We start from the raw sequence: 23,999 nt of genomic DNA, 5'->3' as shown, positions 1-23,999 counted from the left end.
CACCGACGAGCCGCGAATCCCACCGCGGGAGAGAAGACAACGGGAGACGAAACAATAGGTTTCCCTTGTATCCCCCGCAGGCGCGTCGGGGCAGTGCATTGTTTCCAATGACTCGACGCGAGGCAAGGCGTGTTGCCCCGCGATCTCATCTGGGGAGGAGTCGACCTTGAGTCCCCTGTTGCTGCTTTGTTGTCTTGGCCAGGGTGATCCGGCACTCTCCACCATCGATCGCCCGAACATCGTCTTGATCGTCGCGGACGATCTGGGCTTCGGCGACTTGAGTTGCTACGGGCATCCGAGCATCAAGACGCCGCACATCGACGGCATGGCGGCCCAGGGCATGAAGTTCACCCAGTTCACCGTCGCGGGAGACGACGACGCGGCGAGCCGGGCGTCGCTCCTGACGGGCCTCTACCCGATCGACACGGGCCTGGTGCCCCCCTTGAAGAACGACGTACGCGGGGTTCTCCCTTCCGGGGCCGTGACCATCGCGGAGATCCTCAAGGAACGCGATTACGTCAGCGGATGCTTCGGGCGTTGGTACCTGGGAACGGCGCCCAAGGAGCTGGCCACCGGACAGGGGTTCGAGGAGTATGTCGGCTATCCCCCCGACTTTCGGCCGTCGAAGTCGTCCTCGGACGAGCAGCCGCTCGTCTTCGTCGAGGGAACAAAGACCGTCGAGCGATCGTTCCCCCAAGACGACGTGAACCAACAACTGACCGAGTCGGCGCTGCGCTTCATCGTCGAATCGAAGGCGAAGCCCTTCTTCGTCTACCTCGCCTTCACCGATCCCAAGCATCCCTTCGAGGTCCCCTCACATTATCGCGGGACCAGTTTGCGAGGTCACTACGGCGACTGCGTGACCAGCATCGACAACGACGTCGGCCTCCTGCTCGGGCGACTCCGGGAGATCGGCATCGCGGAGCAGACGCTGGTCATCTTCATGAGTGACAACGGCCCCGATCTCGACCAGAAGTTCAACGGTGGATCGGCCGGTCTGCTGCGAGGGGGCAAGCATTCGATCAACGAGGGGGGATTTCGGGTGCCTTGTATCGCGTGGTGGCCGGGAACGATCAAACCGTCGACCATCTGGGAGCGTCCCGTCTCGGCCCTGGACCTGCTCCCGACATTTGCCGGACTCGCCGGCGCGGCGCTTCCCAAGGGAACCGACTACCCCGGATCGAGCTTGGCCCCTGTCTTGTCGGGACAGATCGAGTCCGGAACGCTGAACGATCCGAGCTCGACGTCGCCCGCGTTCTTCTATTACCAGAGAAACAAGGCGTACGCCGTCCGGCAGGGCCCGTGGAAGCTCTGCCTGTTGCCCGACGAAGAGCCGCAGCTTTACCAAGTCGATTTCGATCCCGGGGAGAAGCACAGCGTCGCCGATGAATACCCGGCGATCGTCAAGCATCTCCGAACGCTGATCGAGGAGCGACGGGCTCGCGACGATCACACGCTGCAAACGAAATAGCGGTCAGCCGCCAATCGCTCGGATTCCCAAAGCCGCTACGCCAAGAAGGCCGCGAGCATTCCCGAGAGGACGATCCCGTCGAAGGTTCCGGCGCCACCGATGCTCGCGACGGCGACATTGATTCGTTTGATGTCCTCGAGATGAAGCAGGTCGGCTCCGACCAGCGTGCCGATGGTTCCGGCCACGAACGCGACCGAGGGGGCATGCGAGCCGGCGAAGAAGTAGCTCGGAATCGCCGCGACGACGGGAGGAATCAACGCGGGCATCGCGATGCCGCGTCCCTCGATCGGCCGCGCGAGGTAGTACGTCACAACCGTGACCAGTAGCGTGATCGCCACCATGACGGTGAGCGTCTCCGAACCCCACGCGATGATCCGAACGATCTGCATCACCGCGATCGCGGCGGGAACCAAACACCCCCCGACGTTGACCGCCAGGATCGTGAAGCTCCGAGCGCGCCGCATGTCCGGCACGCCAAACCCCATCCCGTAGAGCGAGTTGGGTTCGTTAAAGACTTCTTCCTCGCGGCGGAGGAACTGGACGGGGATGTTGATGAAGCTTCCAATGAAGATCCCAAAGAGCGCGCACGTCGCCCCGACATGGCTCATGCCCAACTTGTGAAGTGTCGTGTCGAGAAAATCGACGAAGATCAGCGACAGAAAGAGGATGACGAGCGTCGCCAGAAACAGCGACAAACAGCCCGGATTGCGCATCATCGGTTGCCGTACCCCTCGAAACTCGGTCCCTACCCATCCACCGGCCTGGGGCGTTGCTCGCCGTCGGGAAACTTCTCCGAGAGGACCAACGACTCGCGGAGCCGGCTCTTGATCACGTCCACGAGACGGACCGCCTCTTCGACATCGAGCGTCCCTTCCCCCTCGCGCGGTCCCTTTTCCAGACGACAATAGAGCTTGTGCTGGGCGATGAGGGCCTGCACGTCGGTGAGAAGATCCATTGCCAACGCGAGGTTTCCCCCCAACGTTCCCCGCTGGAAGGAATAGTCGTCCAGGAGACGTTCCTCTTCGGGCGTCATCGACATTGCCGCGGTTTCCTTCCTTTTTCGCCGTTTTGGCATCCTAGAAGACGCTCTGGGAAAGGCCAATCGGCTCGACCAAGCTCGGCGAGCACCCCAGACGCGACCTATACTACTCGGGGAGCGTTCGCCTTGATGGAGTGACACCTCGTGAGCATGCAATCCCTCGCCACTGGTTCCAGCGGCCTACAGACGTACAGCCAAGGGCTCGCGGTCACCGCGAACAACCTGGCGAATCTGCAGACGACCGGATTCAAAGCGAGCCGGGCCAACATCAACGATCTGATCTACGGCATCCTCCGCGCTCCCGGAGCCGGGGGACAAGGGCCGACGGCGGCGGGACTCGGAACCTCCTTCGGGCAGGGGGCCTCGGTCGGCAGCACCCAGCTCGACTTCGCGCAAGGCCCCTTGGTCCCCACCGGACAACCGCTCGATGCCGCGATCAGCGGACCGGGCTTCTTCAGCGTTACCGACGCGGAGGGCAACGAGTTTTACTCCCGGGCGGGCAACTTCTCGCGCAACGCCGAGGGCCAGCTCGTGCTCCCCGGCGGCGATCAGTCCTTTCTCGCGCTCCCCCCCGTGCAGATCCCCGCCGACGCGACCAATGTTTCCATCGGCGCCGACGGGACCGTCACCGCTCAGCAGGGGGGCGAGACGGTCGAACTCGGCCAGCTCCAGGCGACTCGCTTCGTCAACGAGGAGGGGCTCCAGCAGGTGGGAAGCAACCTCTTCGCGGAGACGGGTGCCTCGGGGCCACCCCAGGGCGGGACGTTTGGGGAAGACGGCTTCGGGTCCATCGCCTCGGGCTTTCTCGAGGGCTCGAACGTCGAGCCGGTGGAAGAACTCACCACGCTGATCAAGGACCAAAGCGCGTTCGCCTTCAACGCCGAGGTCGTCCGCGCCGCCAACGAGAACCTCATGACCCTCCAACGACTGCGCGGCTAGTCGTCGTCCTCGTCGTCTTCATCCCGGTCGGGATTGAGCGGATCGTCGGGGTCGAAGAAGAAATCCCCCAAACCCGCAGGCAGAATCTGGCTTCCCAACGCGCTTTGTCGCTGTTGGGCGAGCCGTTCGAGATCGTCGGCGTCCTCCCCCAGCACTTTCGTCAATGCCTCGCGCCAGACCTTGTCCTTCCCGAGCGGATGGTCGGGGTTCTGCGCCAGCCGCTTCAGGGCATATTGCAGGACGTGGATGCCGTCACGCGGGGAGAAGTCGAGCCGCAACTCGTGACTGCGCTGGAGGAAGTCGACGGTAAGTCGGAGCATCTCCTCCTCGGCGAAGGGGAGATGGTACTTCAGGATCGCCATCTCGTCGTCGCGGTTGGGAAAACCGAGCGTCAGCGTCGGTTGCAGTCGCGAGAGGATATAGTCGGGGATCTCGTAAGTCGACTCGTCCTCGTTCATCGTGACGCAACAGCGAAACTCGCGATGGGCGGGGACTGAAATGCCCGCGATAATCGACTCGATGTAGCGGCGATGGTCGAGAAGCGAGGCGAGCGAGGCCCAGCTCTTCTCGTTCATGCGATTGCCTTCGTCGAGGATGCAAATCCCGCCCTTGATCATCGCGGTCACCAACGACGAGGCGTGGTAGCGGATCTTCCCCGACTCGGCCAGCACCGGGGTCACCAGCAAGTCTTCCGGGCGGGTGTCGGCGGTGCACTGGAAGTTATAGAGCGTCTGGTCGCGGCGCTGGGCGGCGGCCATCGCGAGCGTCGTCTTGCCGATGCCGGGCACGCCGGTGATGCGCGGCGAGAGCGGCATGTCCTCCTTCGCGATGACCAGCCAACACGCGAGAAGCTGTTCGAGCACCTCCTCCTGCCCAATCCACTCCTCATGGACGGGAACCGGAGCGGAAAGCCACAGCTCCACGCCATCGATGTCGACTCGCTCTTCCGAAGATTCCACGTTCAAGATCGACTCCTTCCCCAGACAACGCCCGTGGCCACTACTATAGCATCCCTCGAGCTCAGGCTCGACGGGCGGCTCGCGGCGCCTCCGCGCCACTTCACCAAACGCGAACTCCGGCCGGCGAGGACACCAAGAGACCTCACTGGCTGGCGAGCCGCCAGTGGCAGCCGAAGCTCAGGCTCAGACCTAGGCTCCCAGCAGACCCGACCAAACGGCCGGTTCGACCCGCCAGGCCCAACGGCCGTTGGTTCGCTCGACCTCGACCGGACAGTCGAAGGCCTTCCCGACGCGGGCCGAGGTCAGCACCTCCTCGGGGTGACCCGACGCGATCACTCCTGCCGGCCCCATCAAGAGCACGACATCCGTGGCGGGCGAAAGCTCCTCGAGATGGTGCGTCACCAGCACGATCGTCAACTCCGGCCGACGGGCCTTGAGCCGCTCGGTCGTCGCCAGCATCGTTTCGCGGGCCCGCAGGTCGAGTCCCGCGGTCGGCTCGTCGAGAAGGAGCAACTCCGGCTCGCCGATGAGGGCACGGGCCAGCAAGACGCGCCGTTTCTCCCCGGTGGACAACGTCTTGAAGCGACGACCGGCGAGCCTCGCCATTCCGACCTCCTCAAGGGCCTCCTCGGTCGCCTCCCGCTGGGCGGCGGTGGGCCGCTCGAAATCGAGCGAGAAATTCCCGAAGAACCCGGTGAGCACCATTTCCTTCACGCGAATACGTTGCTCGTCGAAGAATTGATTGAACGGGTCGACGAGCCCGATGGAGCGACGCAACTCGTGTACCGGAACCGTTCCCAGGCGTTCTCCCAGGCAATATGCCGCCCCGGAGGTCGGAAAGTGATAGCCGGTGACCAGACGGATCATGGTGCTCTTGCCGCAGCCGTTGGGGCCGAGGACGGCCGCCCGCGACCCGGTCGGGACCGACCAGGAAAGACCTTCGACGATGGTGACTCCCCCCACCCGGAGGGAAACGTCCTCGAGCGCCAGCGCGTGCATTGCAGCTTTCCTTGCCACTTATCCCTTGCGCCGATTCCCCTTGTGGCCAAAGGGGACGCCCTTATAATGCCCGATCGCCGGGGCATGAGGACGGCTAACGGCCTCTCCAGATTCATAGACTAACCATTTGCGGAACAAATGGGACGATGGCAATGCCCGGGTCAGCGATCGTGACCGGGCTCGGTGAAAGCCGTCCCGAGTTTCCCCCAACGACAGCGAGGATGCTTCGATGGTTTTTGAAGTCTTTCGCAAACGCCAAAAAACCCTCATGGTGATGCTCACCTTGTTGGCGATGTTTGCGTTCGTGTTCGCCGCCTTCTTCGATCAACTTCTCAGCCGCGCCGAACGACCTGGGGCCAACCCCGTCCTCGCGACCGCCTGGGGTGAGGAGATCAAACTCAGCGACGTCCAACAAGCTCGCGGCGCTCGGCAGATCATCAACCAGTTCGTCTTTCGCGCCCGCCAATACCTCGGCCTCCAACCCCAACAGCCGCTCTTCAGCACCGACGAGCAGGCGGTGGTCGATGGCTTGGTCGTCCTCGGCAAGGCCAACCGCATCGGGCTGACGGTCGACGATCGCGACATCAACGAGTTCGTCAACATCGTCACCGAGAACAAGCTCTCGGTGAACGACTTCGACGCCGTGCTCCGCGGCACTCCCCCCAAGGGGGTCAACGCCGCCGACGCCGCGCTTGATCCGCTTCCGGTGGGCCAACGCGAGCTCTTCACCCTGATCGGCGATCAGTTGAAGATCCGGCGAACGATCCTCGCCCTCACGCCGCTGGTCGCGCGGGAAACGCCACTGGAGATTTGGAGCCAAAGCGAGCCGGCCCTGACGAAGATGAAGTTCGAGGTGGTCAAGTTTCCGGTCGCGGACTTCGTTTCCGAAGAGGAGAAGCCGACCGACGAGGATCTCCAAAAGGTCTTCGATCGCTACAAGGAGGTCATCGCCGACCCCGATGCGGACATGATCGGCTTTCGCGTGCCCGAGCAGGTCGAGGTTCAGTACCTCGTCGCCGACTTGGGCAACTTCACCGATCAAGTGAAGGTGACCGACAAAGAGATCCGCGACTACTACGACAACAACAAGGACGAGTTCAAAGTCATCTCCAGTTCGGTGCCATTGCCTCCGAACAACAGCGAGGATGCGGGCATTCCGCTCCCTCCCAAGATGACCAAGGACGCGAAGTCGGCCCCCGCCCCGAAGGCAAGCACGCCGAGCGAAAAGTCCGCTCCCGCCCCGGCCAAGGGGAAGGATGACCAGCCGACGGCGCCCAAGACCGACAAGCCCAAGGACGCGAAGGGCAAAGAGGCTCCCAAGACGACTCCTCCGAAAGCGGAGGCCCCGAAGAAGGAAGCGAGCGAGCCGAAGACACCGAGCAAGCCCGCGGAGAAGAAGGCGGAGGCTCCCAAGAAGGACAGCAGTTCGCTGATCAAGCAGCGTCCTTCCATGGGGCTCGCGTCAACGGCCCTTCTGCTCCTCGCGGCCGACGAGACCAAGCCGGAGTCTCCCGCCAAGGCCGCCGAGCCGAAAGAAGTGAGCAAGCCGACTGCGCCCAAGTCCGATCGCTCCCCCTTGTCCAAGGGGGAGAAGGAGGGGGTCTCTTCCAAGAAGGAGGGGGTCTCCCCCAAGGAGAAAGAGGGCAAAGCCACCGTGAAGAGCGAGGCGACCCCCGACAAGGATCGCTACAAGCCGTTCGAGGAGGTGAAGGGCCAAATCGAGAAGAGCCTCCGGCGCCGCAAGGCTCGCAAGCTCATCGTCGCCCGGCTCGAAACGGTCCTTCGCGAAACGATGGACCCTTACCTCGACGAGTACCTGCGTGTCCGTTCCCAATACCGCAACGAGCAACTGACCAAGCTCGCGGCGAAGGACAAGACCGACAAGGTCTCGGCGAACGATCTCGACTGGTCGGGTTTCAAGGCGCCGACTCCTCCCGATCTGGAAGCGATCGCGAAGAAAGCCGGCTTTGAGTTCAAGCAGACCGGCCTGATGACCTCCGCCATCGCCCAAGAGGTTCCCGGTCTCGGCAACGCGGTGCGGGCCGTCTCCGACGACGTCTTCCCCGCCACCGAGCCCTTCTTCCAGATGGTCTTCGAGCAGGGTGACTACCGCGGACGCGTGCTCGAGGCTCCCGGCCGCGACCAATACTATCTCTACTGGAAGACGAAGACGATCGACTCGCACGTGCCGAAGCTCGAAGACGTGAAGCAAGAAGTCATCGCCGTATGGCGTCAGGAGCAAGCGGTGCCGAAGGCCTCCAAGGCGGCCGACGAGTTGACCGACAAAGCGATGAAGGAGATGGGGAATCTCACCGCCGCGCTCGGCAAGAATTCTCCCTACAAGGTGGAAGAGACACCTCTCTTCTCGCGGATGTCGCCGGGCTTCTCGACGATGGCTCCACGAGCCCAGCGAACGCTCCAGCCAACCAAGGTTCCCCAGTTCCCCCTGCCGGACGAAGCCTTCTACGACAAACTCTTCCAGCTTCAGGATGGAGACGTCGCGTCGGTGGAAGGGCCGGAGCAGGAGAACTTCTACGTCGTCAAGGTGCTCGAGCGCGAGCAGCCTGACTTCGAGCGGTTCGTCAACGACTTCCGCGAGCAGATGCTCTTCCGCAACAACCCGATGATGCTGATGCAACAGATGCGTTTCGGTCAATTCCGAACCGTGGAGGGCATCAAGCGAGAGTCCGGCTTCCGCATCGTCGCCACCAACGACGACGCGTAGGTTGCTTGTGTGGGACGCGGAGAAAGCCTTTCCCGCGAAGAAGACGAACCCCCTCACCCCTAACCCCTCTCCCACCGGGAGAGGGGAACAAGAGACTCTCCCGCGCACGCTCATGACATGAAGCTCATCCCGACCAACGGCGAAACGATGGGCAGGATCAGCCACTTCCACGCCGCGAGTGTTCCCAAGCCGATGCCGACATACCCAAGGGTTATCCAGTAGCCTTGGAGAGAGCGACGTGGCCTGGGCGGGGGCCCGATCGCCAATCGCTCAGGGGTTGGTTCGAAACTTTCGAGCGCATCGCCGAAGATGATGTCCCACGCGTCCAAGGGAATGTAGACCGCGTTCCCTTTGATGCGCATCAGGCCATCGCTCAATCGTTCTCGGATCCGATCTCGCTCCTCCTGGGGCAAATCGTCGATGGGGACGAGGACACAATACTCCTCATCCACAAAGTGCCGGAGGTAGTGGATCCGAGGGGCAAACCTCGACTCCCTCTTCATCCGTCGTCTCCGTTTGGACAGCTCGGCGAAAGAGACCCGCGACGAACTCAATCCGGAGCCGAAGCGACTTCGGCTCGTTGAATTCCCCTTCCCGCCACGCGGCCACCTCCCACGAGGATTGACCAATCCCTTCCGTGGTGACCAGACTTTCCACCGAGTATCTACCCGCAGGCATATAGTCGTACGCCAGCAAGGCAAGTTTTGATGGCCCTAAAATGGAAATCGGAACCCGCCGTTCGTCTTCAATGACGGGAAGAACGACCGGTTGCGGATGAACTTACTAGCGAGAATTTTTCGGGATCGCTCTCGCGCGATTCGGCCTTGCGATCCATCGGAGTTTCGCGTCATTTGAAAGGTGGGCACGCGCGGGCGTGCTCTTCACGTCGTTGAGATCACCATCGCCACGAACCGCGACGGCGCGTATCGCCGCGGTCTGGAGGAGACGCGGCCGACCGGGTTCCGTAAGGAACCCAAAACGGATCGTGGCGTCAACGGGCCCTCTCGCTCGTGGCAGCTTTCGCAACTCCTTCGCAAGTTCGCCCGCGAGACGATGCGGCCGTCGATCCAGAGGAGAAACCAATGCCCCCCGTGGTTTGCGAGAACGCGACTTGTATGTGTGCGGCTGGAACGGCCCCACAACCACTTTCGGTCACGAGCCAGATGATCTACAAGATCGACGGCATGAAGGTCGCCACCATCATGGACATGACCCCAGGCGTCAATCTCAAGCCATTCGGCACCTGCAACATCCTGACGGCGAGCGCCTCGGGCGTTCCCACCCCTTGCGTCCCCGCCCCCGTCGGGCCATGGCAACCCGGATCGGTCGTTCAGGGAGTCATGGGACTGAAGGTGCTCACCATTCCCGCGACCGTCAACTGCGGCGTCGGCGGCGTGATCTCCGTCGTCCAACCCAACAACATCATCGAACAGAGCGTTTGAGACGTCCGTCATCGTCGAGCCCACGCTCGGAGGATTCAACCGCATGGCCTCGTCTCCGACCCGTCCCCATGACGTCGATCTCGAAGTGCTTCGACAAATGCGTCATCGCTTTCCAAGCATTGACGCCGCCCTGGCGGAGATCGCCCGGCTCTCGGCCGAGTTGCCCCTTCCCAAGGGACCGATCCACATCATCAGCGATGTGCACGGCGACGACGTCAAACAGCGCCATGTCATCAACAACGCCTCGGGCCGGCTCCGTCCACTGGTCGAACGACTCTTTCGCGACCGGCTTCCCACCGAGGAACTCGAACGCTTCATCGCCCTGATCTTCTACCCGCTGGAGACGATCGAACTCTTTCGCTCGAAGCACCCCTCACTCGAGGCACAGGAGAAGTTCTTCAGCGAAGCGATGACAAACCTGCTCGAGATCGTCGTCCATCTCGCCGCGAAGCTACCCTTGCGACGAGTTGATCGCGTGCTTCCCAATGCCTATCGCGAGCTCCTGACCGAGTTGATGCACGCCTTCACCGCGGGCAACGGTTGTGCGGCAATCGCGGCGGCGGTCGCTTCCATCGCCGGCGAGGATCATGCCGCCCACTTGCTCCGCGCCACAGTCCGCGTGCTGCGCGACTTGGCGGTCGACGAACTGATCATTGGCGGGGACTGCTGGGACCGGGGCCCGCGCGGCGATCGTGTCGTCAACTACCTGCAGCGGCAACCCAACATCAGCTTCATCTGGGGAAATCACGATGCCGCGTGGCTGGGAGCCTGTCTCGGCCAGCAAGCGCTCGTCGCCCATGTCTTGCGGATCTCGTGCCGTTATCACCGTCTCCGGCAGTTGGAAGAGGGCTACGGCATCTCGCTGTTGCCCCTCGAGCAACTGGCCAACTCCGTCTACCAAGACGATCCCGCCGCCCAGTTCCAACCACGCAAGCAGGGGCAGCGCGACAACCAGCTCGTCGCCCGTATGCAAAAGGCGGCCGCGCTCATTCAGTTCAAACTCGATGGTCACACGATCGAGCGCAATCCCCAGTTCACGCTCGACCACCGGCGTCTGCTCCACCACATCGACGTCGCCAAGGGAACGATCACGATCGACGACGTGACCTATCCTCTTCGGGATACTCATTTTCCGACGCTCGACCCGAGCGAGCCCTACAGCCTAACCGCCGAGGAACAGGCCTGCATCGACGAGCTGACCCACTCGTTCACCACGAGCTGGACGCTCTGGAATCAGATGTGTTTCCTCCGCGAGCACGGCTGGATGTACCTGGTTCGCGACGACAACCTCATCTTTCACGGCTGCGTCCCGGTGGAGGAGGACGGCTCGTTCCAGACCTTCCCCGTCGATGGCGAGCCGCTCGCGGGGCGGGAACTCTTCAACGCCCTGAATCGGTCGGTTTCGCGGGTCGTCGACGCGCCCACGCAGCCGGATTTGGACCTATGTTGGTATCTCTGGTCGGGGCCCCGATCGCCCCTGTTCGGCAAGGACCGCATCTGCACGCTCGAGAACGATTTCGTCGAGGATCGCGCGACCCACGTCGAAACGAAGAATCCCTACTTTCGTCTCATTCACGAGGTCTGGTTCTGCGATCGCGTCCTCGAGGAGTTCGGCGTCCCCACCGACCGGGGCTTGATCGTCAACGGCCACGTCCCGGTGAAGATCGACGAGGGCGAATCGCCCCTGAAGCGAAGCGGGAAAGCGATCACCATCGACGGTGCCTTTTCCGAAGCCTATGGCGATCACGGCTACACCTTGCTGCTGGAGCCGCAGCGAACAGTGCTCGCCGAGCATCACCATTTCTCCTCGGTGCAGGACGCGGTGCGCGACGGCGTCGACATCGTTCCGGCGATGGAAGTGATCCGCGAATGGGACCCGCCGCGAACCGTCGCCGACACCGAACGCGGGGCGGAGATCCGGCATCAAATCACGCTCTTGGAAGCGCTCGTCGAGGCCTACCGACGCAACCGAATCCGCCCCAACTGAGGGGCTCCCCGGCGGCCCTCGAAAACAGGCATTCCCGTCACCACTTTTTGGCTGCCCAATTTCTGTCAGGCGCATTGGGGAATCCTTCAGCAGCATCTTCATCTCAACCGCGAAAACCTGAACGGATCGGGGCAAAAATTCGCCGCGAATTACTTGCTCGGGGAGGAAAACAAGTCTCGGAGGTGGCAAGATCTTGACATGGACACCGCGACTCCAAGGAAGGCGCTCTTTGTCGTCGTCTTCACCCTCAGTATCGTTGCGTCTTTCTTCGCGTTCCCGCGCTTCGGCCAAGCCGAAGAAAAGTCGCGTTACTACATGGTGATCTTCGCGTACGAAGGAGGCACGAGGTTAAGACCGCGAGCCCACTGTTTCGCGAGTTTCCTCAAGACGACTCCCCGCGACTCGCGCGTTCACGTCAGTCGCAAACTCTCCGACTTGAGAGTCACGACCTCCCCGCCGCGGAATCAGAAGGTCGAGACCAAGACCATTAGCTGGTACTACACCTCCGAAGAGATGCGGATGTTCTCGCCGCCACAACGCGGGGTCAATCGCTCGCTCGACTGGACACTCAAGTTCGCCGCCAAGCATCGCCTCAACGTCTACCAATGGGGCCCCTACGAGATCAAACCCGAGCTCTACAAGCGGGCCATCAAGCAACACGATCGGCTCCGCAACGGGCATATGCTCTGGTCGGCGCTCGATGTGGTGGGGCGATCGCGGGGCAGTGCTTGCAACTGCATCCACGCGATCGCCGACATCGACACCCGCCACGGCCGGCTCCGGACAGGCATCTCCGTCGGTCGGTCCGCCAGCGAGAAACTCGCCACCCACCTGCGTCCCTGGATCATCGAGCCCAGTCGCCAATACGACTGGCTCGAAGCCCACCTCGGCATCGAAAAACGCCCAATTATCGACGTTTCCGATCAAATTGCCTCCAATCGCTGACCATTCCTGACCAAAAAGCTTCGGGGTTGCCCCAAAACGGCGCCAAATTAGACTGTTGTGCCACGCGCTGACGATGCGCCGTGACGATTCGCACACCGTCTAGGATGGACTTCGATGACGACCCTTTCGAACCCCGACTGGCTCGATCCGCGTCTCTCGAGCGATGATCACTTCCTTCATCCCCATGCCCTCGTCGACAAGGGAGCCACCATCGGCCGGGGCAGCCGCGTTTGGGCTTTTGCCCATATCGCCGCGGGAGCGACCATCGGCACCGACGCCAACATCTGCGATCACACCTTCATCGAGTCGGGCGTCACCGTCCGCGATCGTGTGACCATTAAATCGGGCGTTTTCCTCTGGGAAGGGACCTATCTTGAGGACGACGTCTTCGTCGGACCGAACGTCAGCTTCACCAATGACCCACGCCCGCGAAGCCGCCATCGGCCCGACCAGTACGACGGCATCAGGGTTCAGCGGGGGGCCAGCATCGGGGCCGGAGCGGTCCTCTTGCCGGGAATCACCATCGGCGAGGGCGCCATGGTCGGCGCCGGCGCCGTCGTCACCCGCAACGTCCCCGCGTTCGCCCTCGTTCACGGAAACCCTGCTCGTATCAAGGGTTATGTCTGTCGGTGCGGCCAATCGCTCAACGTCGGATCAGAGCCGGGCGACCGCTGCTCGCAGTGCGAACCCGCGCCTCACTTCGAAAGATTCGCGGCATGAGTGACGAGCAACTCGTCGTCGTCGTCCCGGTTTACCACAACGCCGCGACCCTCCACGAGTTACACGCTCGCCTCGATCGCATGGCGACCCAGTCCGACGTCCGTCTGCGCTACCTCTTCGTCGACGACGGCTCCCAAGATGACAGCCGGGCTGTTCTCGAAGAACTCGCCGCCCAAGACGAACGGGTTTCCGTTCTCCCGCTGGTTCGCAATGTTGGCTCGTTCCAAGCCATCCGCGCCGGGCTCGATCATGCCGGAGACGCGGACATCGTCGCGTTTTTGAGCGCCGATTTACAAGACCCACCCCAACATCTTTCCGCGATGATTGCGGATTGGCGCCGTGGCAGTCCCGTCGTCCTCGCCACACGCGAGTCCCGATCCGACGCCTGGAGCGTCACCGCGACCTCAAGCCTCTTCCACCGGCTCTTTCGGACGCTCGCGCTGCCGAGACTGCCGCAAGGAGGCTACGATTTCGCTCTTCTCGATCGTCGCGTCGTCGACGACCTCCAGCGCTGCCCCGAGCTACACACCTCGCTGACGGCACTCATCGTCTGGCTCGGCTACCCGCGCACCGAACGTCCCTATGTCCGGGAGGCTCGCCAAGAGGGTCGCTCGATGTGGACGTGGGCAAAACGTTGGAACCTCGCGGGTGACTCGTTCGTCGCGTTCTCGGCGCTGCCGCTGCGTCTTGCGAGTCTCGCGGGGGGATGCTGCCTGCTCGCGTCGCTGGGGACGGCGGTTTCGCTACCCTTCGGTTCGGAGACCACACTTCGTCTCGTCCTCGCGAGCATCTTCGGCGTTGGGGGCGTGCAGCTTCTTTGCGTGGGCGTCCTGGGCGAGTACCTTTGGCGAGCGCTCGGCGAACTGCGTCAGCGCCCGAGATATCTCGTCGATGAGAAGGAAGTGCTTCGTTTGAACGGTGTCGCAAGCATCAACGAGGATAACCGAAGGTTAGAAAACCCCTCTGGGGTTTGGACGACGGGGTGTCACCCTAACCCAGGGTGCGCGAAGCGCGACCCTGGGCTTCGCTAGTCAATGCCTTCGGCATAGGCCCAAGGTGCTTTCCGCCTATTCCAGCAAACGTCGACGGACCCCGCGGGGGTTGTCTAGCTGATCGTTGGAATAAGACCGAACACGACGACGAGCGCAAATCCGAACGGCAACGCCGTTCTCTGACGAAGCCCAGGGTCGCGCTTCGCGCACCCTGGGTATCGAATGATGGAAGCCACCAACCCCGTGGGGGTTGTCTAGCTGATCGTTGGAATAAGACCGAACACGACGGCGAGCGCAAATCCGAACGGCAACGCCGTTCTCTGACGAAGCCCAGGGTCGCGCTTCGCGCACCCTGGGTATCGAATGATGGAAGCCACCAACCCCGTGGGGGTTGTCTAGCTGATCGTTGGAATAAGACCGAACACGACGACGAGCGCAAATCCGAACGGCAACGCCGTTCTCTGACGAAGCCCAGGGTCGCGCTTCGCGCACCCTGGGTATCGAATGATGAAAGCCACCAACCCCGCGGGGGTTGTCTAGCTGATCGTTGGAGTAAGACCGAACACGACGACGAGCGCAAATCCGAACGGCAACGCCGTTCTCTGACGAAGCCCAGGGTCGCGCTTCGCGCACCCTGGGTATCGAATGATGGAAGCCACCAACCCCGCGGGGGTTGTCTACCTGATCGTTGGAATAAGACCGAACACGACGACGAGCGCAAACGGTCGAAGCAAGCGACGTGACATGACGATTTCCATTCATTGCGGAGACGTCAACCGACCAATCGAAGAGCGCTCCATCCGAAGGCGTTGGGCGTGATGCGCGTTCGCTTCATATCGTTTGATTGGCGAGGGACCACTGACGGCATCTTCGCCGGCGCAACCTCTCCGCAAGGAAAGTCGACACCATCCACGATGCATCGGGACCGGCGGAGAGTATCTTCCCCCGTGGCCGATGTCGCCCACTCAGGGCTCCGCATCGGTGATTGACATTTACCTGGCACTGACGTGTCAGGCGTCGTGCTGTCACCGCTTCGCGGCTGGGAACTGCCATCGGCGAATGGCGCCGAATCAATCGGCCGGCTTTGTCCGCGGCGGGCAGCGTTCCACGCAAGCCAGAACTCTCTGAGCATGCCCACGCATGCGTGGGCATGCGGAAAAGACTCACGCATGCGTGAGTCTTACCCATGACGGTCCCCTGGAGACCCCTGACCGTTTGTGGTGACGGCATTGGCGAGGTGGTCTTTCAGCTCCGCGTTTGGGTGGCGGTCATGAACTGGGTCCAGTTACCTTCGTCGTCCTGCAGTTCGCTGAGAAAGAGCCAACGGTCGTTGTCGACAAGCTCGATCGTGTCGCGGTAGTTGCAGGTGCCGCTACCTTCGCACTTGGGGCCGTGCGAGTTGAGGGGTAGGCGCTTGCCGCTCTCGTCGAGGACGCCGTGGTAGGGCCAGATGTTGGCCATCATCGAGCCGATGAAAGTGCCGACGAACTGGTTCTGGGCCGGGTCGAACCCAAGGGTCATGATCGAGGACCATGGACCGTGGTCGGGCGCCTCGCCGGAGCTCTCGACGATCAGCCACAACCCGCCGAGCATCCGACAGGAGATGGTGCCTGAGCTCGTCGACTTCTTGCCGTCCGGCTCCTCGCACTCGTGAACGAACGTCCATTCGCCGACGAGTTGGGCGAGCCATTCGTGTTCTTTCTGCGGTTTGGCAAACATCGATACGGTCTCCTCAATGTGTGGAAGATGGATATCAACGATACAGCCCGACGTATCGAAGGTCACGTTATTGCTTAGTCGATTGGCGATGGCGTCATTCGACCGCGAGCTGGAAAGAAGTCGAAATGCGAGGTCGATGGGGATCGAAGCCACGCCCGCCAGGATCGCTGGGCGCGAGCCCCCCTCTTACTCCGCCTTGGACAAGGGGGAGAAAGTGGGCCTATCCCCTTGGGCAAGGGGGAGCAGAGGAAACGCACCCTACTCCTGATACACCCTACAGACTCTTGCGGAGGGCGGCTTTGGCGGCGAGGTAGCCGGGAGTGCCGAGGACGCCGCCGCCGGGATGAACGCCCGAGCCGCAAAGGTAGAAGTCCTTGATCGGCGTCCCGTAGCGGGCGCACGTTGGGAAGGGGCGCATGAAGAGGAGCTGATCGAGCGTCATCTCGCCGTGGAAGATGTTGCCGCCGGTCATGCCGAAACGGTCCTCGATCCCCTTGGGCGTCAGGATCTGGTACTCGTCGACGATCTCATCCCAGTTGGTCACGTACTCGCGGATGACCGCGAAGACGCTGTTGGCGAAGTTGCGCTCGGCCGCGTCGTCCCACTGCTTGCCATCGGCCAGCTTATAGGGAGCGTATTGCACGAAGAGCGAAATCAGATGCTTGCCGTCGGGAGCGAGGCTCGGGTCGACGACACTCGGAATGCACATCTCGACCACCGGCTTCTTCGATGGGCGGCCCCGTTTGGCGTCCTCGAAGGCGTCCTCCATGTAGTCGAGGCTGGGGCAGAGGTGGATCGTCCCCTGGTGCTGCGGACCTGCTTTGGTGCCGGGGTAGGCGTGGAAGTTGGGTAGCCCCGACGCGGCGATGTTGATCTTCACCGAACCGCTGGCCATCCGCAGCCGCCGGACATCGTCGACGAGTTCTTCCGGCAAGTCGAGCGGGTCGAAGAGTTGCAAGAAGGTCCGCTTGGGGTCGGCATTGCTCAGCACCGCCTTGGCTTGGAACTCGCGGCCGTCGCGAAGAAGCACGCCCTCGGCGCGCTCGCCTTTGACGACGATGCGGGCGACGTCGGCCTCGGTCTCGATGGTGCCACCCTTGGCGCGGACATAGTCGGCGATCGACTCACTGATCGTTCCCATGCCGCCACGGACATAGCCCCAAACTCCCCGCTGACCTTCGGTCTGGCCCATGACGTGGTGAAAGAGGACATACGCGGTACCGGGCGTGTAGGGCCCCGCGAGAGCACCGATGACGCCGTCGGTGGCGAGCCGGACCTTGAGTTCCTCCGACTCGAACCAGCGATCGAGGTAGTCCGCGACACTCAGCGAGCTGAGGCGAATCAGTTCCGCCGAGCGCTTTCGCATTCGCAGGCCGAGACGCGCCAGACGCCACAGGTCGCGCCAACGCCTGGAGGCCGGATCGATGGGGGGCATGCGAAGGAGCGGTTCGACGAGTTCGGCAAGCTCCTCGAGATGACGTTCGTAGTCGGCGAACTGGGCCGCGTCACGCTCGGAGAACTTCGAGATCTCCGCCCGCGTCTTGTCGGCGTCGCGCCAGAAAAAGAGATAGCGTCCGCCGGGGTAGGGGGAGAAGGAGGAAGGATCGCGGACGATCACTTCATAGCCGCGTTCCTTGAGTCCCAGATCGCGGATGATCTCGGGCCGGAGCAGACTGACGACGTAGGAGGCGGTCGAGACGCGGTAGCCGGGGAAGACCTCCTCGGTGACGCAGGCGCCGCCCACGAGGGGTCGGCGTTCCAGGACGAGGACCTTTCGGCCCGCCCGCGCAAGGTAGGCGGCCGCGATCAAGCCGTTGTGGCCGCCACCGATCACGATCGCGTCAAAGGTGTCGGCAGCCATGCGCAGTCGATTCCGAACGAGTGATCGCGAGCTCAGACATCCCCGAGGCCCCCTCGCTGGTATGGATGGAGGAGACCTCGTTTGGTCGGCGGGTAGGCGGCGCGGAACACCGCGCCATCACACGACGAGCATGATCGACCCACACAAGCACTTTGTTTCGCGAATTGTGAGTCGATCGTCAATAACTTAATGATGCTCTTCCATCTCCGGTTGGGCGTATTTGGCCATCACTTGCTGCTGGACATTGGCCGGAACGACCGCCATGTGGTCGAATTCCATGCTGAACGAGCCTTGGCCGGCAGTGAGGCTCTTGAGCTCGGTTTGGTAGCGAAGGACCTCCGCGAGCGGCACTTGGGCCTTGACGACCTGGAGCCCGCCCGGAAGAGCGTCCAGCCCGGTGATATGAGCCCGGCGCGTGTTCAAATCGCCGTTGACATCGCCCATCCGCTCGGCGGGGACGATGACCTCGATCGAGACAACCGGCTCGAGCAAACAGGGTTTACATTGCTCGAACGCCTCTTTGAACGCCATCGCGGCGGCGTACTTGAAGGCCTGCTCGGAGCTGTCGACGTCGTGGTACTTGCCGAAGTGGACCTCGGCCTCGAGATCGATGATCTCCGATCCCGAAAGAATCCCGCGAGCCATCACCTCGCGCACCCCCTTTTCCACCGCGGGGATGTACTGGCCGGGAATCGCTCCGCCGACGATGCTGTTGACGAATTCGAAACCTTCGCCCGGCTGACGGGGCTTGAGCCGAAGGTGGACCTCGGCGAACTGGCCGCGCCCGCCGGTCTGCTTCTTGTGGCGAAAGGTCCCCTCCCCGGGAATTGTGATCGTCTCCTTGTAGGGAATCTTGGGCTCGTGCGTGACGATCTCGACCCCGTCGCGCTGCTTGACGCGATTCTGGATCACTTCCAAGTGGAGCTGGCTGGTCCCCTCCATGATGGTTTCGAGTGTCTCGTCGTCGCGATGGATGATCAGACACGGATCCTCGTGGACGAGCTTGCGCAGCGATTGAATGATCTTGGCATCGTCGCTGTGCTCCTTGGCGCCGACCGCCAGGGGGAACATCGGACGCGGAAAGCGGACCGGTGGAATCAGGAGGTCTCCGTTGGTCGTGAGGGTGTCGTTGATCTCGACCCCGTCGACCTTGGCGACGCAGAGAAACTCGCCGGGGCCGATCTCGTCGACCTTCTCGTGTTCCTTGCCCTGAACGACGTGGAGTTGGCCCAGTCGATGGGTGGAGCTGTCGCGAGCACACCGGACGTTGGCGTTGGGATGAAGGCATCCCTGATAGACCCGAATGAAGGTCTGATTGCCGAACTTATCGACGAGCGTCTTGAAAACCCGTCCGACGAAGGGCTTCTCGGGATCGGGCTGCAGGGCGATCTCGTCATCCTCGGCCCGTGCCGAGCGGAGGAGTCCCTCGGTCGGGGAAGGGGCGAAGGTCGCGACCTCCTCGAGAAACTGCGTCAGGCCGATGCCCTTCTTGGCCGATCCGCCCATGATCGGGATGATCTGCCCGGAGACGATGGCGCGATCGAGGGTCTCGGCGAGGACTTCCGTCGGAGGGATGTTGCCTTCGAAGAACCCCTCGAGCAACTCGTCGTTGGTCTCGACGATGTCCTCGATCAGCTCCTCGCGCAGGGCGGCGGCATCCATCGGGAGTCCGTCGGGCCACTCCGGGGGCGGGGTCAGGAGATTGACCACGTCCTTGAGGTCGGGGCCAAGGCCGACCGGCAACTGGATGGGGATGCACTCGTTGCCGAAGGTCTCGCGCACGAGGTTGACGAGCGTCTCGTACTCGATGCCCTCGCTGTCGAGTTTGTTGAGAAAGATGATCCGCGCGACGCCCGCCTTGCCCGCCTCCTCGAACATGCGGCGGGTGTTGACTTCGATGCCGCGATGGGCGTCGATGACGATGACGGCGGTCTCGACATTGTGGATCGCGCTGATCGCTTGCCCTTGGAAATCGGGCGAGCCGGGGGTGTCGATCATCTGGATGCGTTTGCCATCCCATTCGAGATGACAGAGGGAGGAATCGATCGAGTGTTTGCGATGTTTCTCTTCTTCGTCGAAGTCGAGCAGGCTGGTTCCGTCATCGACGGAGCCCTTGCGATCGGTGGCTTTGGCGGAGAATAAGAGGGCGTCGCAGAGCGTTGTTTTGCCCACGGCTCCATGGCCCGCGAAAGCCAGGTTCCGAATACTGCGCACGGACACGTTCCCCATCTCCGCCTCTCCTCAAGTTGTGTGGACATTAACTCGAAATCGTATCGCGACCTCACACCGCCCCAAGTTGATTCAAGAGCTCCGGGAGCTTCACCTTTCCTTCATAAAGTGTGCGTCCCAGGATGCAAGCACCAATCCCCCGACGCTGGAGTTCCAGGACATCCTCAATCGTTGTCACCCCACCCGAGGCGATGACTTGATGCGGCGACGACTCGGCCAAGCGGCACGTCGCGTCGACATTCGGCCCCGACATCATCCCATCGCGCGCGATGTCGGTGTAGACAATCGCCGCCAACGGCGCCTCGGCGTAATGCTTGGCCAACTCGACCGCGGTCGTTTCCGAGGCCTGTAGCCAACCATCGGTTGCCACCATGCCGTCACGGGCGTCTAACCCTAGTACGAGTTTTCCGGGGAATCGTTCGCACGCGGAGGTGAACCATTCGGGATCGCGCACCGCGCGGGTCCCGATGATCGCTCGCGAAACTCCCAGGTCGAAGGCGGCCTTGATCGCATCGTCATCGCGCAGCCCGCCGCCGAGTTGGCACGGGATCTCGACGTCGGAAACGATGGCGCGGATGACGTCGGTGTTGACCGGTCGTCCTTCCTTGGCGCCGTCGAGGTCGACGAGGTGGAGGAAGTCGGCTCCCTCCTCTTTCCAGCGACGCGCGACCGCGACCGGGTCGGCGTCGAAGACGGTCTCTTGTCCGTAATCTCCCTGACGAAGCCTCACGCAGCTACCGCCGCGCAGGTCAATTGCGGGAATGACTTGCATGGTGCCCCTTTTGGCCAATCCACGCCCCAGACGACACGGACCCTTCCCAGGCCGCGCTCGCGGGGTCTCGTATCGTTGTCAGTGGCTTGGCACTCGAATCAGACGCGTGTGACAAAGTTCTCGAGAATTCCCAGGCCAACACGCTGGCTCTTCTCCGGATGAAACTGCGTCGCGAAGACGTTCTCTTTCCAAACCATCGATGTAAAGCTTACCCCATACTCGGTCTCGGTGGCAACGACCGAACGCTCCTGGGGAGCGACATAGTAGGAGTGAACGAAGTAGACGTGCGGGGACTCCGGAAGTCCCTCCAGGAGCGGCGGACGACGGACGACGTTGAGCCGGTTCCAACCCATATGCGGAACCTTCAGCTCCGCGGGAATCTCGAAACGAACGACCTCCCCGGGAATGATTCCCAGTCCCTCGTAGGTCCCGTACTCGTAGCTGCGGTCGAAGAGCATCTGTAGGCCGAGACAGATCCCGAGAAACGGGTTGCCTCCCTTGACGAATTCCTTAATCGGCTCGATCAAGTTCGCCTCGCGCAGGTGGGCCATCGCGTCGCGCATGGCGCCGACCCCGGGAAGGATAAGCTTGTCCGCTTTGGCGACGGCGTCGGGATCGCTCGTGATCTCGACCGCTCCCCCCACCTTCTCGACGGCCTTCTCCACACTACGAAGATTGCCCATCCCATAGTCAACGATCCGGATCATCTCAGTCCTCGTAGTCGATGGTGCAGCCAAACGGATCGGTCGACGGCACCGCGATCGGTTCGCCCGCGAGCATCTGCCGCGCGGCTTGGCGAACGTAGGGCTTCTTCACCTTCGACGCCTTCCAGTGGTCGTCGAGGGCGCCGCGGTAGACGAGCCGCCCCGCCTTGTCGAGAAGGAAGAACTCCGGCGTCACCGTCGCCCCAAAGCTCTTCCCGAGCCGTTGCGCGGGATCCTTGACGTACGGCATCGAGAGATCGTGTTCCTTCCCGAATGCCTTCATCTTGTCGAGACTCTCCCCGTTTTCCACCGAGACGTTCACCAGGACCGTCGCAATGCCCTGCTTCTTCAGCGATGCGGCGGTCTCCCGGATGCGGTCGAGGTAGAGTTCGCAATCGGGGCAAGCGATAGAAAAAAAGACGATGAGGAGGCCTTGATCGTTGGCGAAGTCCGCGGAGCCGTGGGTTTGGCCGTCGGTCCCCTCGAGCTTCGACCACGCCGGCGCGACTTGGCCCACCGAGAGCCCTTCCGCATGCGCGGCGAATCCGGTCGTGAACAACGTGACCGCGACGAGACTACCCCAAAGTCGGCGCATAGCGCCCTCCTTCCACGAGATCGGACCGGTCTCCGCGCCGAACCGACGGCCGGGGAACGGTCTTGGGTCGTCCCGATCACGGGAACGACAACGCTCATTGTGGAAGGTTCACCACGGCGGCGGCAAGGAGGCAACGTGCTGACGGGTTGAGAAGTCGGCGTTCGATACCGGCGGTTTGCGGGCTGCTACGCCGCGCGGTGGCTCTCGTTGATCGGAATGGTTTGCGGCTGGAGCGATCCTTCGCCCGCGGAGGACTTTTTGGTCTTGCGCTCCTCGAGGTAGTCGATGCCCTTGTCGACGCCGTCAAAAAGGTCGGGAATCGACGCCAGGACATTGAGGAACCCGAAGATGCAAAGCCCATGATGGGCTCCCATCGAGAAGGACGCCAGATCGTCCGAAAGACTCCCCCACGCCTCGCTCAAGCCGCTGAAGAGCAGCATCAGGCCGATTGAGAGTTTCGTAAAGGGGTGCGTCGTCACGCCGCGCACGGCACGCATGATCTTGGACATCGCAACAGCTCCATCCGCTGGGCATGGTCCGGTCTATGGTTGGCAAGGCGGTCCCCATAGCCGCGCGCGGACAATCGATCAAGAGTTCTTCCCCTCTCCCTGTGGGAGAGTGAGCCTCTTGTTCCCCTCTCCCCGTGGGAGACCGAGTCTCTTGTTCCCCTCTCCCTGTGGGAGAGGGGTTAGGGGTGAGGGGGCTTCTCTTCGACTGTACCCACTTCGACGATCGAGACCGAAGCTCCCTCACCCGGCTCGCCGCGCTCGCCGACCTCTCCCCAAGGAGAGGTAGGGAAAATCGATCATGAGTTCTTCCCCTCTCCCCGTGGAAGAGTGAGTCTCTTGTTCCCCTCTCCCCGTGGGAGAGTGAGTCTCTTGTTCCCCTCTCCCTGTGGGAGAGTGAGCCTGTTGTTCCCCTCTCCCTGTGGGAGAGGGGTTAGGGGTGAGGGGGCTTCTCTTCGACTGTTCCCACTTCGACGATCGAAACCGAAGCTCCCTCACCCGGCTCGCCGACCTCTCCCCAAGGAGAGGTGAGAAGCCGACGCCCACGCTTCACGAGGGCCGGGAGCATCAACCTCGTTCGCCCGCGCTAGCCTTTCTCGCCATCTGACTCCGGCGGCGGATGATCGACAAAGGGAGTCGTCAGCATTCCCCAGATTCCCTGCCAGCGCCGTTCGGGGAACTCGGGCAGGCCAAACCGAATCGCCCCGAGATCATCGCGAAATCGAAACGAACGCCCGATGCGATCCCACCACGAGAAGACCGCCGAGTAGTTGGAGTTCGTCTCGTCGCGAATCTCGGAATGGTGAACCTTGTGCATCCCCGGCGTGACCAGGATCGACCGCAGCGGCGCGTCCCAGCGGCCGACCGACACGTTGGCGTGGTGCCACTGCGTCACCGCCAGCAGGCAAAGGTCGTAGAGAACCACCTCCCACGCCGAGGCGCCGATCAGCGGAATCAGCCACAGCCGATTGAGCCGCGCCCCGAGGTGCTCGCCAAGATGAAAGCGGGTGGCGGTGGTGACATCCATCCGCGTGTCGGTGTGGTGCATGCGATGAAATCGCCAGAGAAACGGGATCTCGTGGTTGAGACGATGCCAGACATACATCGCCGCGTCGAGCAAGACGATCACCAGGACCACGCGCCAGAAGCCCGACCAGCCGAGTAGGCCGGTGAGCCCCGCGTGGCGCGTCTCGGTCCACTCGGCGACGAGGACGGTCGCGGTGCCGAAAAGGACGCCGATCAGGAGGTTGTTGCCCAGGGCGAGCGCGAGGTTGTTCCCCGCGTGCTTTAGTCGATGGTCGGCGAACGGTCGTGCCGGGGCGAAGGTCTCCCACAGCCAAAAACTGGCGAGAAAGAGAATCGGTAGGAGGGTGGTCATCGATGCCGCGATCATCG

Annotated in this window: 21 protein-coding genes; 8 read left to right on the top strand and 13 right to left on the bottom strand. The window is 62.5% G+C overall.

Annotated features, from left to right (window positions below):
- Window positions 1–166 precede the first annotated feature (166 nt).
- Window positions 167–1,471: a sulfatase-like hydrolase/transferase gene (locus Pan216_RS00300; protein ID WP_419193092.1), complete on the top strand. Its 1,305-nt coding sequence runs from the start codon at window positions 167–169 to the stop codon at window positions 1,469–1,471.
- A 35-nt stretch (window positions 1,472–1,506) separates the two neighbouring features.
- Here the strand turns inward: Pan216_RS00300 and Pan216_RS00295 are convergent, their stop codons facing one another.
- Both Pan216_RS00295 and Pan216_RS00290 read right to left on the bottom strand, forming a co-directional pair.
- A complete protein-coding gene (locus Pan216_RS00295) occupies window positions 1,507–2,187 on the bottom strand; it encodes a DUF1614 domain-containing protein (RefSeq protein ID WP_145253275.1) in 681 nt (226 codons plus the stop codon).
- 29 nt (window positions 2,188–2,216) lie between these two features.
- Window positions 2,217–2,510: a hypothetical protein gene (locus Pan216_RS00290; protein WP_145253273.1), complete on the bottom strand. Its 294-nt coding sequence runs from the start codon at window positions 2,508–2,510 to the stop codon at window positions 2,217–2,219.
- Between the two features lie 150 nt (window positions 2,511–2,660).
- On the opposite strand from Pan216_RS00290, the gene Pan216_RS00285 reads away from it, so the two are divergent.
- Entirely contained in the window at window positions 2,661–3,449 is a 789-nt protein-coding gene (locus Pan216_RS00285; RefSeq protein ID WP_419193702.1) for a flagellar hook-basal body protein, read from the top strand.
- Here the strand turns inward: Pan216_RS00285 and Pan216_RS00280 are convergent.
- Both Pan216_RS00280 and Pan216_RS00275 read right to left on the bottom strand, forming a co-directional pair.
- On the bottom strand, window positions 3,446–4,414 hold the full coding sequence (locus tag Pan216_RS00280; RefSeq protein WP_145253269.1) for an AAA family ATPase: 969 nt from the start codon (window positions 4,412–4,414) through the stop codon (window positions 3,446–3,448). The two genes, Pan216_RS00285 and Pan216_RS00280, sit on opposite strands and share 4 nt — an antisense overlap.
- Window positions 4,415–4,597: 183 nt before the next feature.
- A complete protein-coding gene (locus Pan216_RS00275) occupies window positions 4,598–5,407 on the bottom strand; it encodes an ABC transporter ATP-binding protein (protein WP_145253267.1) in 810 nt (269 codons plus the stop codon).
- Between the two features lie 229 nt (window positions 5,408–5,636).
- Between Pan216_RS00275 and Pan216_RS00270 the strand changes: the two genes are divergently transcribed.
- Window positions 5,637–8,132, top strand: a complete 2,496-nt coding sequence (locus tag Pan216_RS00270) for a hypothetical protein (RefSeq protein ID WP_145253265.1) — start codon at window positions 5,637–5,639, stop codon at window positions 8,130–8,132.
- A gap of 110 nt (window positions 8,133–8,242) precedes the next feature.
- Here Pan216_RS00270 and Pan216_RS00265 read toward each other — a convergent pair whose 3' ends face one another.
- Window positions 8,243–8,635 (bottom strand): hypothetical protein, encoded by a 393-nt coding sequence (locus Pan216_RS00265; protein WP_145253263.1) that lies wholly within the window; start codon window positions 8,633–8,635, stop codon window positions 8,243–8,245.
- 579 nt (window positions 8,636–9,214) lie between these two features.
- Here Pan216_RS00265 and Pan216_RS00260 point away from each other — a divergent pair.
- The 5 genes from Pan216_RS00260 (at window position 9,215) to Pan216_RS00240 (ending at window position 14,257) form a co-directional block, all read left to right on the top strand.
- On the top strand, window positions 9,215–9,574 hold the full coding sequence (locus Pan216_RS00260; RefSeq protein ID WP_145253261.1) for a DUF4280 domain-containing protein: 360 nt from the start codon (window positions 9,215–9,217) through the stop codon (window positions 9,572–9,574).
- A 43-nt stretch (window positions 9,575–9,617) separates the two neighbouring features.
- Window positions 9,618–11,561, top strand: a complete 1,944-nt coding sequence (locus Pan216_RS00255; protein WP_145253259.1) for a fructose-bisphosphatase class III — start codon at window positions 9,618–9,620, stop codon at window positions 11,559–11,561.
- A gap of 198 nt (window positions 11,562–11,759) precedes the next feature.
- Complete coding sequence (locus Pan216_RS00250) at window positions 11,760–12,506, top strand: hypothetical protein (RefSeq protein ID WP_145253257.1); 747 nt, start codon at window positions 11,760–11,762, stop codon at window positions 12,504–12,506.
- Between the two features lie 114 nt (window positions 12,507–12,620).
- Window positions 12,621–13,226 carry an acyltransferase gene (locus tag Pan216_RS00245; RefSeq protein ID WP_145253255.1) on the top strand — a complete coding sequence of 202 codons (606 nt, stop codon included), beginning with the start codon at window positions 12,621–12,623 and terminating at the stop codon, window positions 13,224–13,226.
- Window positions 13,223–14,257, top strand: a complete 1,035-nt coding sequence (locus Pan216_RS00240) for a glycosyltransferase family 2 protein (protein ID WP_145253253.1) — start codon at window positions 13,223–13,225, stop codon at window positions 14,255–14,257. Before Pan216_RS00245 ends, Pan216_RS00240 begins: the two co-directional genes overlap by 4 nt.
- Window positions 14,258–15,463: 1,206 nt before the next feature.
- Here the strand turns inward: Pan216_RS00240 and Pan216_RS00235 are convergent.
- From Pan216_RS00235 to Pan216_RS00200, 8 genes are all read right to left on the bottom strand, one after another.
- Window positions 15,464–15,937 carry a DUF1579 domain-containing protein gene (locus Pan216_RS00235; RefSeq protein ID WP_145253252.1) on the bottom strand — a complete coding sequence of 158 codons (474 nt, stop codon included), beginning with the start codon at window positions 15,935–15,937 and terminating at the stop codon, window positions 15,464–15,466.
- 274 nt (window positions 15,938–16,211) lie between these two features.
- The gene (locus Pan216_RS00230; protein ID WP_145253249.1) at window positions 16,212–17,798 is read right to left on the bottom strand and encodes a phytoene desaturase family protein; all 1,587 of its coding nucleotides are present in this window, start codon (window positions 17,796–17,798) and stop codon (window positions 16,212–16,214) included.
- Window positions 17,799–17,984: 186 nt separating this feature from the next.
- On the bottom strand, window positions 17,985–20,027 hold the full coding sequence (gene fusA, locus Pan216_RS00225; protein WP_145253247.1) for an elongation factor G: 2,043 nt from the start codon (window positions 20,025–20,027) through the stop codon (window positions 17,985–17,987).
- Window positions 20,028–20,079: 52 nt separating this feature from the next.
- Entirely contained in the window at window positions 20,080–20,799 is a 720-nt protein-coding gene (gene hisA / locus Pan216_RS00220) for a 1-(5-phosphoribosyl)-5-[(5-phosphoribosylamino)methylideneamino]imidazole-4-carboxamide isomerase (RefSeq protein ID WP_145253245.1), read from the bottom strand.
- Between the two features lie 98 nt (window positions 20,800–20,897).
- A complete protein-coding gene (gene hisH, locus Pan216_RS00215; protein WP_145253243.1) occupies window positions 20,898–21,506 on the bottom strand; it encodes an imidazole glycerol phosphate synthase subunit HisH in 609 nt (202 codons plus the stop codon).
- A gap of 1 nt (window position 21,507) precedes the next feature.
- Window positions 21,508–22,098: a redoxin family protein gene (locus tag Pan216_RS00210; protein WP_145253241.1), complete on the bottom strand. Its 591-nt coding sequence runs from the start codon at window positions 22,096–22,098 to the stop codon at window positions 21,508–21,510.
- A gap of 185 nt (window positions 22,099–22,283) precedes the next feature.
- Entirely contained in the window at window positions 22,284–22,607 is a 324-nt protein-coding gene (locus Pan216_RS00205) for a hypothetical protein (RefSeq protein WP_145253239.1), read from the bottom strand.
- A 583-nt stretch (window positions 22,608–23,190) separates the two neighbouring features.
- Window positions 23,191–23,997 (bottom strand): sterol desaturase family protein, encoded by an 807-nt coding sequence (locus Pan216_RS00200; protein WP_419193091.1) that lies wholly within the window; start codon window positions 23,995–23,997, stop codon window positions 23,191–23,193.
- Window positions 23,998–23,999 lie beyond the last annotated feature (2 nt).

Source organism: Kolteria novifilia (assembly GCA_007748055.1).
GTDB classification, from domain to species: domain Bacteria; phylum Planctomycetota; class Planctomycetia; order Kolteriales; family Kolteriaceae; genus Kolteria; species Kolteria novifilia.
This window is presented reverse-complemented; position numbering and strand designations above follow the sequence as displayed.

Excerpts from the sequence above, each read along its gene's own strand:
- Pan216_RS00295 (WP_145253275.1), bottom strand. The coding sequence starts at position 2,187 with ATGATGCGCAATCCGGGCTGTTTGTCGCTGTTTCTGGCGACGCTCGTC.
- Pan216_RS00290 (WP_145253273.1), bottom strand. The coding sequence starts at position 2,510 with ATGTCGATGACGCCCGAAGAGGAACGTCTCCTGGACGACTATTCCTTC.
- Pan216_RS00285 (WP_419193702.1), top strand. The coding sequence starts at position 2,661 with ATGCAATCCCTCGCCACTGGTTCCAGCGGCCTACAGACGTACAGCCAA.
- Pan216_RS00275 (WP_145253267.1), bottom strand. The coding sequence starts at position 5,407 with ATGCACGCGCTGGCGCTCGAGGACGTTTCCCTCCGGGTGGGGGGAGTC.
- Pan216_RS00270 (WP_145253265.1), top strand. The coding sequence starts at position 5,637 with ATGGTTTTTGAAGTCTTTCGCAAACGCCAAAAAACCCTCATGGTGATG.
- Pan216_RS00265 (WP_145253263.1), bottom strand. The coding sequence starts at position 8,635 with ATGAAGAGGGAGTCGAGGTTTGCCCCTCGGATCCACTACCTCCGGCAC.
- Pan216_RS00260 (WP_145253261.1), top strand. The coding sequence starts at position 9,215 with ATGCCCCCCGTGGTTTGCGAGAACGCGACTTGTATGTGTGCGGCTGGA.
- Pan216_RS00255 (WP_145253259.1), top strand. The coding sequence starts at position 9,618 with ATGGCCTCGTCTCCGACCCGTCCCCATGACGTCGATCTCGAAGTGCTT.
- Pan216_RS00250 (WP_145253257.1), top strand. The coding sequence starts at position 11,760 with ATGGACACCGCGACTCCAAGGAAGGCGCTCTTTGTCGTCGTCTTCACC.
- Pan216_RS00245 (WP_145253255.1), top strand. The coding sequence starts at position 12,621 with ATGACGACCCTTTCGAACCCCGACTGGCTCGATCCGCGTCTCTCGAGC.
- Pan216_RS00240 (WP_145253253.1), top strand. The coding sequence starts at position 13,223 with ATGAGTGACGAGCAACTCGTCGTCGTCGTCCCGGTTTACCACAACGCC.
- Pan216_RS00235 (WP_145253252.1), bottom strand. The coding sequence starts at position 15,937 with ATGTTTGCCAAACCGCAGAAAGAACACGAATGGCTCGCCCAACTCGTC.
- Pan216_RS00230 (WP_145253249.1), bottom strand. The coding sequence starts at position 17,798 with ATGGCTGCCGACACCTTTGACGCGATCGTGATCGGTGGCGGCCACAAC.
- fusA (WP_145253247.1), bottom strand. The coding sequence starts at position 20,027 with ATGGGGAACGTGTCCGTGCGCAGTATTCGGAACCTGGCTTTCGCGGGC.
- hisA (WP_145253245.1), bottom strand. The coding sequence starts at position 20,799 with ATGCAAGTCATTCCCGCAATTGACCTGCGCGGCGGTAGCTGCGTGAGG.
- hisH (WP_145253243.1), bottom strand. The coding sequence starts at position 21,506 with ATGATCCGGATCGTTGACTATGGGATGGGCAATCTTCGTAGTGTGGAG.
- Pan216_RS00210 (WP_145253241.1), bottom strand. The coding sequence starts at position 22,098 with ATGCGCCGACTTTGGGGTAGTCTCGTCGCGGTCACGTTGTTCACGACC.
- Pan216_RS00205 (WP_145253239.1), bottom strand. The coding sequence starts at position 22,607 with ATGTCCAAGATCATGCGTGCCGTGCGCGGCGTGACGACGCACCCCTTT.
- Pan216_RS00200 (WP_419193091.1), bottom strand. The coding sequence starts at position 23,997 with ATGATCGCGGCATCGATGACCACCCTCCTACCGATTCTCTTTCTCGCC.